Below are 11998 nucleotides of genomic sequence, written 5' to 3' on the forward strand. Positions count from 1 at the left end.
CCTGAGGTATCCCCACAAAATTGCTAGTTAAAACAAAAAGATGAAATCAGAAGGAACATTCATGGCGTTCAGTGATCAGATCTATCGCCAAACAAACCTACCAAGGACACGCCATGAATGTTCTGCAAATGCTAACTCGTTTTGTCAAAACCGTCACGCCCAATATGCACAGTCAGCGCCGCCAGGCGCTTGAAGCGTGCGTGAAAAGTGCAGTGCATCAGAACAAGCTAACCATTACCCGGCTTGGCCGTGGAATTTGCGGTAAAGCTTATGAAAAACATAGAATTAAACGTGCTGACAGGCTTTGCTCTAATGGGCATTTATACCGTGAACTGCCGCTGATTTATGGTGCTTTGGTTAAACTTGTCTCTACGTCGCTGCCAAGGCCGGTTATTCTGGTTGATTGGTCTGATTTAGACGCCAGTCGGCGTCACTTCTTATTGCGGGCGTCATTAGCATTTGATGGTCGCTCGATAACGCTGTATGAGCAAGTCCATCCGCTATGCGGGAAAGAAAAACCGGCGATACATCTGGCATTTCTCCAGCACCTTAAAGCCATGCTGCCAGAGCAGTGTAAACCAATAATTGTCACCGATGCCGGCTTTCGTGTGCCTTGGTTTCGGCAAGTATTAAGTTTGAATTGGGACTATGTTGGCCGCATCCGCAACCGCACCCTGTATACCCTTGATAACGGCGATAACTGGCTGCCTTGCAAAGGGCTATATGCTCAGGCCGGGAGCAAACCACAGTGCTTAAAAAATGTCATGTTTACCAGAGGCAATCCACTGATGGCCAACTGGGTTCTGATGAAAACACCGGCTAAAGGCCGAAAACTCCTCAATCGATTCGGCCAGTCACGGCTTGATAAGCCCAGCAGGGATGCGGCGGCTGCCTCGCGGGAGCCATGGTTGCTGGCCACTTCACTGCCCACAGGTTCTGCTGCCCAGGCACAAGCAGTAGCGAACTGCTATGCATCTCGTATGCAGATTGAAGAAGGGTTCCGCGACCAAAAAAGTATCCGGTTTGGTTTGGGCATGTCGCTGCATGAATCGCGCTGTCATCAACGATTGGCGGTACTGGTACTCATTGGCACATTAGCGCTGTTTGCCATGAGTTTTATTGGCGTAGCGGCAGAGCAAGCGGGTTTGACCAAACGCTTCCAGGCTAACACTATCAAGCACCGACGGGTACTCAGCTACTGTTACATCGCGGCAAGGTTAATTCATCAGAGCGAACTTCGGATAACCCTAAAACACTGGCTATCCGGCATTCTTTACTTCAGACAAAGAACGGCAGAGTATGGATTGTGTTGGAGCTGAATTCGTGGGGATCCCTCAGGCTACGACCCCTTTTTCATAGCCGGTTCCTTGGAGCTCGTGATGGTAATAGTCCCAATGAGCCGTCTCCCTCACCTCCAATTCTTGCATGGACCTCCGTGACCTCGTTGAGTGGGAGGATCTGCACATTGGTTGTGCGAATAATACATACGGCCTTACCGTTCCAGTCCGTCACTATGTTCAAATCGCCTATACGCGGCAAAGCCTCACCGCTGGCCTCAAAAGACCACAATGATGGTGATGTTGCGCGCTTTGTGCCTCTCACGACTAGCTGAGCACACTCATTAGCATCCGTCTCGTTGTCGCAGAAATACCAGGCTGGCGGTGCATCAGTGGGGGAACTGTAATGGCTGAGACTGATGCGCAAGGTAGTCGTCCCACATAAGCTTTACTGATCGGTGCGTAAGAGTGTCCCAATGGCCTAACTCCCGGCGCAGCGGAAACTGTAGCGGAGTGACTTTGTACAATAATAAGCGAAGCGAATGCACAAAGGCGCGTAGTGGAGGTTTTCCGACTGCTGCCGTTTGTTAGGGATGGCAGCTTCCAACCAAATTAATGTCTGTTCCGCCCGAGGGTGAAAAATTAAGAATCAAAGATATTCCAGTTGTTTCATCATCTCTTTTTGATTCTTTGTCGTTAAAAACCCACACCTCATAGTAAAACGGATGCTTATGTTGTACTACTCTCACCTCACGAAGATCAGATTTATGCAACCCACACTGTTTCTCAAAGAATTTCCAAACATCGCTTTTCAATGTATTATCGGCAGACTCCATGATGCTTATGCCTTTCGTTCCAGCCCAAACTGTGGACGTAACGGCCCCACCACCTTCAAAGACCTTTACATCAACACGATAAGGCGACCTTTCTTTAAGCAAGTCTTTATTGGCTAGTTCAGCCCCCCTCACCGCCGTCGGATTTCCTGCACATCCAGATAAAGATGCAACAATAAAATAAATGATAATAAATTTGTACATTTTAGATTCTCATTTTCCTAGCTTTTACTTAACGAACAATAACATAGCGGCGAAAATGGAGGAGCCGCCGCTGTGTTATTATCGCAACCCGCCTCTGCGGGCGTGTTTAAGTTTTTGTTAGGTGTGCCTGCGCAAACGTTCTTCATACTCTTTTATTAACTTTTCACGCTCTTTATTGTAACCACGTTGCTCTAACTCGCTAATCGCTTTCTCTAATTCATGCCTCAGTTTGACTTTCCCTATTTCATGTTTTTTGGCGAATTCCTGCCGAAACTCAATTAATGCATCATAAAGTTTAGCCCACTCTTTAGGCTTCGATTTAGGCGGGATTTGGATAGTTGGACCTAAAAAGTACATCAGTTTAGAGCATTGTTGGCATTTAACATTGCCTCTCATACCGATGCTTTCAGGTCTAGTATAAGTTACCCTTCTCCATGTTGGGCGCCTCTTTGTAATACGGCAACCAAAACAAACCCAATTTCCCATACAAGCCATAAGCACACCTAACGCTTCAATCAGCCGACGCGTTAGCGGTCGGCTGCATTGACTTGTTATATTTAAAATTCCTAAGCAAGCCAACAAACATTGGAATGCTAACGATTAAATAAAAAGCAGAGGTGACTATATACTCTTGCCTAGTTAGTAGAGGATATTTGTAGGACCATACGACCATTAAAACAGCATAAATGCAGAAGCTAATAAATGAAAAAACAAGTAAGAACATTTTTTTATTTATCAAATAGGCGACGTAACTAGCAAAAAATGAAAATGCTATTGCTGAAGTCATTATGTCGGGAGCTCTGTATATTGGAACCATGACTCTTACTCTTTCAAAGAAGATAAAGCCCAATATCAAAGCATAAACCCATGAAAAAACCGTCTTAATCACTTGGCTACCTTTTAAACATAACGCCCCAAGCAGGGGCAATAACACGTAGGCTAAAATACGGAACGAAGTGACGGGAGCCTACGTGTTAGTGTCCCGCTGACTTGGTTTGTTAGGGCTTTGAACCAGCAACGGCCATTGCACACAAAATTCTGTTCTTCTCGGTTTCTTCTACCTCACATTCCTTAAGCTCTTTGTGAGCTTCTGTGAAGCGTTCAGGAACCGCGGTATTTTTAAGTTTCCTTAAACACACTTCGGCAGTATAGGACGAGTATATTTCGCTCTCTAAGGGCTGGTAGTTATACACTTCACTGACTATTTCGTGCATTGTTAACCCCATCATCTTTTGAACATCCATATTCTTGGGATAGCTGTTTAGTTGCTCCTTAGTTGGCAAGGGTGCTAGCAAAGATTCCTTTGATACCCCTTTTTCTCTGTTAAAAATTGCTGAACGCGCCATGCTAGCAAGTGAAAGGCAGGCCTTAACTTTCTCTGGAGCTAAATCGGCTAATAAACTGTCAGCTTTATCAATTTGCTTTTCATTTTTAGGTCCTGAGCTAACCTTATTTCCGTTAGTTGAGCACGAAATAAGCGCGAAAATAGCCAATAACGAAATTAAAGACTTCAAATTTATACCTCTTTGTATATGGAGCCCTAACAATATTATTAGAAGGCAAAATCCCTGCTTTCACCGTGAGATTCTCCCTTCTATCCTGATTTTACATTCTGCTAAACTAGCCAACATTTGTAACTTAATCAACAACATCTTGCACTGTGTTGAAAAAGTGCCTGCGTGAAAGCGGGGTTTAAGCTTGCGATTAACTTACTAACAAAATAGTTCTGCTTTACAGTGGGTTATACAGTACTTACGTGCGGTAAAAAAATGACAGGGCTTTGAGAAACCACAGCGGCTTGCGCCGCTGTGGAGTGTTGAAGGTTAACGAATATCCAGTACCAAAGTACCTCGCGCTGGTATTGTGAGTTGTTTATTCAGCTTTATACTTTTGCCGGTAATAACATCGGTTGCGGTTTTGCCTTGCGGCAGTACTTCGCTAAAACGGGCTAAATCCAGTGCTACTGCTTTGGCTTGTTTATTCATTACCACCATTACCGTTTGCGTGTCGTTATAGCGGAAAAAAGTGTAGGTGCCGTTATCCGGAGCAAAATGCATTAGCTTGCCGCTGTGAATGGCTGTGGCGGTTTTACGCCAGTTAAGCAGGGTTTTTACCAACTGCTGCGCGTTTTTCTGTGTGGCGTTTAAGCCTTTACCGGTAAAGGCATTAACTTTGTCGCCAGCCCAGCCGCCGGGGAAGTCGGCGCGTACTTTGCCGTCGTCGCGTACTTTGGGGCTGGTCATGGCGATTTCGGTACCGTAAAATATTTGCGGTATACCGCGCATGGTAAGCAGGTAACTTATTGCCATGCGATATAAGTTAAAATCTTCATCCAGCACCGAAAACAGCCGGGCGGCGTCGTGGTTGCCTTCAAAGGTTACCAGGTTAAACGGGTCGGCATACACATAGTCGTTACTAAGCATTTCATACAGGCCAACCCAGCCGCTGTTCCAGTCTTCATTTGTGGTTAGTGCTTTTAACAGCGCATCGTACAGCGGAAAATCCAGCATTGCCGGGGTGTGCGATACATAACCGTCTTTATTTTGTTTGCCGCGCTGCCAGTACGACACAATCAGCGGGTTGGGGCTCCATTCTTCGCCAACGATATTAAAATCGGGGTATTCCAGCATAATGCGCCGCGCCCACTCGCTTAAAAATTGCTTGTCGGCATAGCTGTAGGTGTCTTCGCGAATACCGGCTAAATTAGCGTATTCCACCCACCAGATACTGTTTTGAATAAGATAAGTGGCCAGTAGCGGGTGGCGCTGGTTAAGATCTGGCATGGTGTCGACAAACCAGCCGTCGGTAAACAGTTCGGTGTCGGCTTTGCTGGCGTAAGGGTCTTGTATGGTGCTGCGGCTATGGTTAGTGCCAACAAAGGGTGCACCTTGCAGAATATTTTGCTTATTTAGCCAGTTGTCATCGGGTAGATCGTTTAGCCACCAGTGCTGATGGCCAATATGGTTCAGAATAATATCCTGAATGACTTTAATGCCTTTGGCATTGGCAGCAGCCACAAAATCGCGGTATTGCTGATTAGTGCCATAGCGCGCATCAATATTGTATAAATCGGTGGCGGCATAGCCGTGGTAAGAATAAGCACTTTGGTTGTTTTCTGTCAGCGGCATGGGCCAGATGGCGGTGTAGCCCATGTTTGCAATATAGGGCAGGGCATTTTGCATACCGGCAATATCACCGCCGTGGCGGCCATTGTCATCCTGCCGGTTGGCCTGCTCCAGCATGCCGGGCATATTGTCATTGCCCGGGTTGCCGTTGGCAAAACGGTCTGGTGCCAGCAGGTAAATAACATCGGCCGGGTTAAAGCCCTGGCGTTTGGCAGAGTTGGCGCTGCGTTGTAATAACGGGTAGTTATGGCTTAGCACGGTTTCGCCATTATGGCGAAAATGCAGGGTGATATCGCCGGGTTTTACGTTGTCGGCTAGTGTCAGGTTAACAAACAGGTAGTTGGGGTTATTGGTGCGGGTAACACCGTTAAGTGTTACGCCGTCATACTGTACCTGTGGTTGCAGCCGGGCAATATCTTTACCATATAGCATCAGCTGCAGTTCGGGGTGCTGCATACCTGCCCACCAGTTGGCTGGTTCCAGCCGTTCAATAACAAAGCTATCTGCCATTACATGGCTGCTTACCAGGGTGGTTAAGGCAATAAGGGTTTTATGGTACATAGCAAAAAGGTCCGCTGACACTTGGGTAGCCTATCGTGAAGCAGCGCACCATTATGAAGCAAGGTTAGCGGCGGTTTTGCATACGTATTCAGCCACAACCCGGACCAGTGCCGGTTGCAGTCAGCCTTGCAATGCCGCTATTTTTTGCTGCAAAAAGCGCTGCTCCGGGGCCTGTTTGCAATGGTCCAGCGCTTGCTGGTAGGCGTTAAGCGCCTCTATTTTAAGGCCAAGCTGGCGCAGCAGATCGGCTTTGGCGGCGTATAGCAGATGATATTGGTTTAGCTCACCCTGTAATTCCAGTTCGCTGAGCAATGCCAGGCCGGCTGCCGGGCCGTCACACATGGCAATGGCTACGGCGCGGTTCAGGGCGACAACCGGCGACGGATCGGCCTGCAGCAGTAAATTATATAAGCCGGTAATCTCATGCCAGTCGGTGTGTTCTGCGCTGGGCGCCTCACTGTGAATGGCGGCAATAGCGGCTTGTAAGGTGTAAGGGCCAATACGGCGGGTGCGCAGCGCCCATTGCACCAGCTCGCTGCCTTCCTCTATTTCATGGTGTTGCCATAAGCTGCGGTTTTGTTGTGGTAGCAGTACCAGCTCGCCGCTGGCGCTGATCCGGGCGGCGCGTCTGGCATGTTGCAGCAGCATCAGTGCCAGCAAACCTGCGGTTTCGGCATCGGGCAGCAGTTGCAGCATTAAGCGGCCCAGCCGGATGGCTTCATCACTTAAGCTGATATCCAGCAATTGCACGCCGCTGGAGGCCGAATAGCCCTCGTTAAACAGCAGATAAATTACCTGCAGTACGGCATCAAGCCGTTGCGGTAATTCTGCTGGCGGTGGCACTTCGTACGGAATACGCGCATCGCGTATTTTGCCTTTGGCGCGCACTATACGCTGCGCCACTGTGGCCGGGCTGGTTAAAAAGGCGCTGGCAATTTGCTCGGTGGTTAAGCCGCATACTTCGCGCAGTGTTAGGGCCAGTTGCGCATCTGCGGCTAAACTGGGGTGGCAGCAGGTAAAAATCAGTCGCAACTGGTCATCGGCTATCGGTTGCTGATCTGGCGCGTCTTCTGCTGTTAGCTGTTGCAGTATTTCATCTGGTAGTTGGGTTAAGCGTGCCGTTTTACGCAGCTGATCTATGGCTTTAAAGCGCCCGGCCGATACCAGCCAGGCGCTTGGGTTGGCTGGTATGCCGTCCTTTGGCCATTGTTTAAGCGCTGCATGAAAGGCCTCATGCAGTGCTTCTTCGGCTAAGTCAAAATCGCCCAGCAGGCGGATCAGTGTAGCCAGCACTTTACGCGACTGCTGCTGATACAGTGCGCTGATCTGCTGCTGCATTGTTACCGCTGCCACCTAAGGTTTATACCTCAAGCTGGCGCACTGGCCGCACTTCTACCGAGCCTACCCGCGCTGCCGGTATGCCGCTGGCAATCTGAATGGCTTCGTTTAAATCATGCGCTTCTACCAGATAAAAGCCGGCCAGTTGCTCTTTAGTTTCGGCAAAAGGGCCGTCGGTAATGCTGACTTTGCCGCTACGCACCCGGATGGTAGTGGCAGTGCTGATCGGTTGCAGGGCTTCGGCGGCCAGCATGCGGCCGCTGCCGTGTATTTTTTCAGCATAGGCCAAGCATTCGCTGTCATGCGGGCTATCGGGCAGGCTATGCAAGGTGTTTTCGTCGCTATATACCAGACACAGATATTTCATGGTTTGCTCCAACTGTCTGTTTAAGGTTGCAGGCTAAACATGGCCTGGCCGCTTTCTACATCAAAGGGGGCAGAAAAATGCTCGTGGATAATTTTCCAGCCATTGGCGCTATTTTGCCAGCACTGGGTAGAACGCATCCAACTGGTTTCCATTTTGCCCTGCTCGTTGGTGCAGCCACACAGGTTAATGCTATGGCTAAAGGCCAGCTCGCTGCCTGCTTCAACCTTTAGCTGATGCACTTCATAGTGCATATCGCCTTTGGCGAAACTCATACAGGTTTGCCAGTGCTCAATATAGGCGGCTTTACCTTTAAACTGCAGGGCCAGAATGGCATCAAAGGCCACCACCTCATCGCTGTATAAGCTGGCGACACGGGCCACATCTTTTGCTCTTACTGCACTGACATACTGGCTAATAAGATCGCGGATCTGTTGTTCGGCTTTGCTGTTGTTGCTCATAACTATGCTCCTGTTATTGAATAAGCATAGTTAGTCGGTGCTAAGGCAGTTATTTCGACAACGGCGGCAATTTTTTTATAAACGCTTTACAGGCTCTTCTTCGGTGGCAGTGCTACGTTGGCAAAAATAAGCCCGGCTACCAGCGCCATTAAAATAAGAAAGGTTTGCTGGCCTACGCGGTCAGACACCACAAAATCCTGGCCGGAAATCAGCGAGTTTAAACCGATATAGGTTTTACTACCGGGCACCAGCACAATTAAGCCGTGCATAGCGACGATAACGGCAGGTGCATTAGCCAACCGGGTAAACAGGTTGCTGTAAAGGCCAACGGCAAAGGCACCGAGAAAGGCGCCCATCGTATAATCAAATAATGAAGCGCCGGTAATACTGACACCATAAGCGATAAAGCCGGCGGCTAAAGACCACAGCGTATATTTGCCACGGCTTTTAAACAGCACGATCAGCGAGCTGACCAGTATGCCTACAGCCAGCCAGGCAAAATGACGCGAGATTGGCGGCGGCTTAACAAAATCGACCACACCAAACAGGGCAAAACCTATAGCTATGCCCAGTAAGGCGCCAAAATACAGCTTAAACAGCAGCATCAGCGCATCCATAATGCGGGCATTGCCCGATACCAGATGCCGCGCTGCCAGTTCGGCAAAGCCGATGGTCAAAGCTAACCCTGGAATAAACGAAATAATGGCTGATAGCACTGCCAAACGAATATTAATGCCGGGGTCGATATAACTGCTAATGGCGCAGGCGCCAATACCGGCGGCCAGTGCCACTAAAGGCTCGAGCATATTGGCAATGCGCGGTGAACGGGCGGCCCACAGCATAAACAGGTAAACCAACAGTGATAACAATGACGACCACAGCACATCATTCCAGCTGGTAGCCATTAACATGGCAAAGGCACCGCCGGAGGCCATCATCGCCACTGCTGTGGCCAGCTTACCGTATGAACTGGGGCGCACATCGATAGCATCCAGCAGCGCATCGGCTTCATTAAGGCTGACTTTGCCCTGCAACACCTGATCTACCAGCTCGTCGGTACGCGACAGTGCACCTAAATCCAGATCGCCGGGGTTAACCCGTGAGGCATGGGTGTACTCCTGCTCATGGCCATCGGTCCACAGCACAAAGGTCATCGAGGTGGGGGAGATAATAAATGAACCTTTTAAGTTCAAATGGGTTGTCAGCTCTGCTAAGTGCGCTTCCAGCCGGTAGGCCGGGGTGCCGTACTTGTGCAGCATCTTGCCCAGTTTGACGACAAACTTACGTTTATGATTAAAATCAGCTGTGTACACCGGCGGCATCCATTAGGGGGTAACTTATTCATTGTAATGCAAAAACGCGCCGTTACCAGCGCGCTTTGTAAAGAGTATTTATCTAACGGATTAAGATCTGCTGTTTGTCCACCAGCCAGTTAATTTTTACTTTTAGCTGCTTACTGGCTTTATCGTACCAGGCCACATTTTGCATACGGTTAAAGCGGGCTTGCTGCGGTACCAACTGAATGCGCTGGCCGTCAATATTGATGGTTGCTGGCCTGGCAGTTTGATTATGTATTACCAGCGTCAACTCCCGGCTGGCCGGCTTGCCGGCATAATCACCGCTGCGGCGCAGTTCAAACTTTTGCTGGCCATCCTGCTTAAGGTAGTAAAAGTTCAGCAGCTCAAACTGGCCGTTGGCGATAGCGTCCGGCGTTTTGCCATCGTCTTCATACATTTCACCTTTGGCGCACTCTACGCTTGGGTCGGCATAGTAATGCAGTGTCAGTTTTTCGCTGGAATAATGCTGCGTGCTCTGCACCAGTTCTGCCATGGGCACAAAGCTGCCGGCTTTTACCAACACCGGTATAGTGTTAATGGTTACCGGCACCTCAACTCTGTTATTACCCGCGTAGCGTTTTCCGCTGAAATAATCCAACCAGACACCGCCAGGCAGTTGCACGGGCCAGCTTGTTACGCCGGGCTCGGTTACCGGCGCGACTAAAAAGGCGTCACCCCAGAAGTAGCTGTTTTTCTCATCCATCAGCGCTGCGTTTTGCTCATCTGCCAGGCTGTTTTCAGAAAAGAATAGCGGCCGCATCAGTGGCATGCCGGTTAGGCTATTTTGATACGCCAGCGTGTAGTTATAGGGCAGTAGCTGATAACGCAAATTCAGCCAGGGCCGTAGTGTTTCGATGGTCTGCTTATCGTGAAATACCATTTCCGGCGCGATATGCTCTTGTGCATGTGGCCGGTATACCGGCTGGAATACGCCGTACTGCAGCCAGCGGATATACAGCTCTTTATCAAACTGCTCACCACCGGCAAAGCCGCCCAAATCAGAGTGGATATAGCCAAAGCCAAATAACCCCATGCTAAGCGCCAGTTCTACCTGCGGCTTTAGCCCGCCCCAGCTGCGCTCAACATCTCCTGTCCAGGGCACCATACCAAAGCGCTGGCTGCCGGGCGCACCTGCGCGCATCATAATAAAGGGGCGCTGCGAGGGGAAATCACGCCGCATACCGCTGTACACCATATCGGCCCATTGGTGGCCATAGGCATTATGCACTTCATTGGCAGTGCCGATGGCATGCACGGTATCTTCAGGGTGTACTTCAGGCTCGCCTAAATCGCCCCAGACACCGGCTACGCCTTGCTCTGCTAGGCCCTTATAAATTTGCCAGAACCAGTCTTGCGCTTTGGGATTAAACACATCAATTAAGCCGGTATTACCAAAGTAAAAATCAAAGGTTTTCGGCTGGCCATCCAAGCCCGGTGCTATAGCGCCGGCCGCTACCGCTTCCTGCCAGCGTTTTGAGCTGGTAAGTATAAAAGGCTCGGTTACTAAAATAGTATTAACGCCATCGGCTTTTAGATCGGCCAGCATTTTTTCCGGTTGCGAAAAGGCATTTTTATCCCAATCGAGGTTACCCATATGGCCCTGAATGTCCGGGCCAAACCAGTATAAATCCAGCACCAGGGCATCCAGCGGCAGTTTTAACTCGCGGAATTTTTGCACCACAGCGCGTGTTTCTGCTTCGTTACGGTAACCAAAGCGCGAGGCATAGTTGCCCAATGTCCAGCGCGCCGGTAGCGGCTGACGGCCGGTTAATGCGGTGTAGTTATTGAGAAGCGCAGGGTAAGAGTCGCCGGCAACAACCACATAGCTGCTGCGGCCACCTTCGGCGCTAAACTGCATAATGCCAGGCTCGGTGTGGCCTAAATCGGCTTCGCCTTTGGCTGAGTTATCAAACAATAACAAATACTTATTGCTCGACATTACCGCTGGCAGGCTAAAGTACATCTGGCTGGACTCTGTGCTATACCCATAATGCGCTTTGTTATACAGCGGAAATTTTTGCCCGCGCCGGTCCATACCTAATACGCGCTGGCCGCCACCCAGCAGTTTTTCGCTATCGCTTAGCGCAAAACGAAAGCCATGCTGTTGCGGCTGTTGTTGACGCTGTTGCTGTTGAAAATAACCTTGCTCTTCGGCCAGCAACAATTTGCCCTGATAGTAATAGCTGAGCTGTAACGGGGCTTTATTAATTTTTACCGTTAAACTGGCCGAGCCCAGAGTTAAAGCAGCAGCGCTTTCTGTCAGGCGTAACTGCTGAGGCTGGCTTTGCTGGCTAATGGAAAACGACGGCAGCTGTTTTACGCCTTCGCTCTGATAAAACGCCTCAACCACATCGCTTTGATAAAATGTCAGGCTAAGCTGGCCGCTATCGGTTTGAATATTTAGCGTATTACCCTGTAGGTTATGTTGCTGGTACTGTGCCGCCTGTGCTGCGATTGTGCAGCACAGTGTGAATAAAACAAAGAATAACCGCTTCATA

Annotated in this window: 11 protein-coding genes; 1 reads left to right on the forward strand and 10 read right to left on the reverse strand. The window is 49.5% G+C overall.

The annotated features are described in order from the left end of the window. The first annotated feature begins 113 nt into the window (after nucleotides 1–113). Nucleotides 114–1319, forward strand: a complete 1206-nt coding sequence (locus BLW68_RS19735) for an IS4 family transposase (protein ID WP_092796000.1) — start codon at nucleotides 114–116, stop codon at nucleotides 1317–1319. A 34-nt stretch (nucleotides 1320–1353) separates the two neighbouring features. Here the strand turns inward: BLW68_RS19735 and BLW68_RS21710 are convergent, their stop codons facing one another. From BLW68_RS21710 to BLW68_RS19790, 10 genes are all read right to left on the reverse strand, one after another. Next, nucleotides 1354–1704 carry an ASCH domain-containing protein gene (locus BLW68_RS21710; RefSeq protein WP_092796920.1) on the reverse strand — a complete coding sequence of 117 codons (351 nt, stop codon included), beginning with the start codon at nucleotides 1702–1704 and terminating at the stop codon, nucleotides 1354–1356. A gap of 160 nt (nucleotides 1705–1864) precedes the next feature. Next, nucleotides 1865–2314: a hypothetical protein gene (locus tag BLW68_RS19745; protein WP_092796922.1), complete on the reverse strand. Its 450-nt coding sequence runs from the start codon at nucleotides 2312–2314 to the stop codon at nucleotides 1865–1867. A 117-nt stretch (nucleotides 2315–2431) separates the two neighbouring features. Further along, nucleotides 2432–2809 carry a hypothetical protein gene (locus BLW68_RS19750; protein ID WP_143039995.1) on the reverse strand — a complete coding sequence of 126 codons (378 nt, stop codon included), beginning with the start codon at nucleotides 2807–2809 and terminating at the stop codon, nucleotides 2432–2434. 503 nt (nucleotides 2810–3312) lie between these two features. Beyond that, nucleotides 3313–3828: a hypothetical protein gene (locus BLW68_RS19760; RefSeq protein WP_143039996.1), complete on the reverse strand. Its 516-nt coding sequence runs from the start codon at nucleotides 3826–3828 to the stop codon at nucleotides 3313–3315. Between the two features lie 309 nt (nucleotides 3829–4137). Next, the gene (locus tag BLW68_RS19765) at nucleotides 4138–6000 is read right to left on the reverse strand and encodes a glycoside hydrolase family 13 protein (RefSeq protein WP_092796930.1); all 1863 of its coding nucleotides are present in this window, start codon (nucleotides 5998–6000) and stop codon (nucleotides 4138–4140) included. A gap of 120 nt (nucleotides 6001–6120) precedes the next feature. Then, a complete protein-coding gene (locus BLW68_RS19770; RefSeq protein WP_092796932.1) occupies nucleotides 6121–7338 on the reverse strand; it encodes an RNA polymerase sigma factor in 1218 nt (405 codons plus the stop codon). Nucleotides 7339–7360: 22 nt separating this feature from the next. Then, a complete protein-coding gene (locus BLW68_RS19775) occupies nucleotides 7361–7705 on the reverse strand; it encodes a YciI family protein (protein WP_092796934.1) in 345 nt (114 codons plus the stop codon). A gap of 20 nt (nucleotides 7706–7725) precedes the next feature. Further along, nucleotides 7726–8163: a YybH family protein gene (locus BLW68_RS19780; protein ID WP_092796936.1), complete on the reverse strand. Its 438-nt coding sequence runs from the start codon at nucleotides 8161–8163 to the stop codon at nucleotides 7726–7728. Nucleotides 8164–8249: 86 nt separating this feature from the next. After that, nucleotides 8250–9476, reverse strand: coding sequence for a threonine/serine exporter family protein (locus tag BLW68_RS19785; protein ID WP_092796960.1), 1227 nt, complete (start codon nucleotides 9474–9476; stop codon nucleotides 8250–8252). Nucleotides 9477–9558: 82 nt separating this feature from the next. After that, complete coding sequence (locus BLW68_RS19790; protein WP_092796938.1) at nucleotides 9559–11997, reverse strand: glycoside hydrolase family 31 protein; 2439 nt, start codon at nucleotides 11995–11997, stop codon at nucleotides 9559–9561. Between the last annotated feature and the right edge of the window lies 1 nt (nucleotide 11998).

The sequence above is a fragment of the Rheinheimera pacifica genome, from assembly GCF_900108485.1.
Lineage (GTDB): Bacteria > Pseudomonadota > Gammaproteobacteria > Enterobacterales > Alteromonadaceae > Alishewanella > Alishewanella pacifica.

Excerpts from the sequence above, each read along its gene's own strand:
- BLW68_RS19735 (WP_092796000.1), top strand. The coding sequence starts at position 114 with ATGAATGTTCTGCAAATGCTAACTCGTTTTGTCAAAACCGTCACGCCC.
- BLW68_RS19790 (WP_092796938.1), bottom strand. The coding sequence starts at position 11,997 with ATGAAGCGGTTATTCTTTGTTTTATTCACACTGTGCTGCACAATCGCA.
- BLW68_RS19750 (WP_143039995.1), bottom strand. The coding sequence starts at position 2,809 with ATGGCTTGTATGGGAAATTGGGTTTGTTTTGGTTGCCGTATTACAAAG.
- BLW68_RS19780 (WP_092796936.1), bottom strand. The coding sequence starts at position 8,163 with ATGAGCAACAACAGCAAAGCCGAACAACAGATCCGCGATCTTATTAGC.
- BLW68_RS19765 (WP_092796930.1), bottom strand. The coding sequence starts at position 6,000 with ATGTACCATAAAACCCTTATTGCCTTAACCACCCTGGTAAGCAGCCAT.
- BLW68_RS19775 (WP_092796934.1), bottom strand. The coding sequence starts at position 7,705 with ATGAAATATCTGTGTCTGGTATATAGCGACGAAAACACCTTGCATAGC.
- BLW68_RS19770 (WP_092796932.1), bottom strand. The coding sequence starts at position 7,338 with ATGCAGCAGCAGATCAGCGCACTGTATCAGCAGCAGTCGCGTAAAGTG.
- BLW68_RS19745 (WP_092796922.1), bottom strand. The coding sequence starts at position 2,314 with ATGTACAAATTTATTATCATTTATTTTATTGTTGCATCTTTATCTGGA.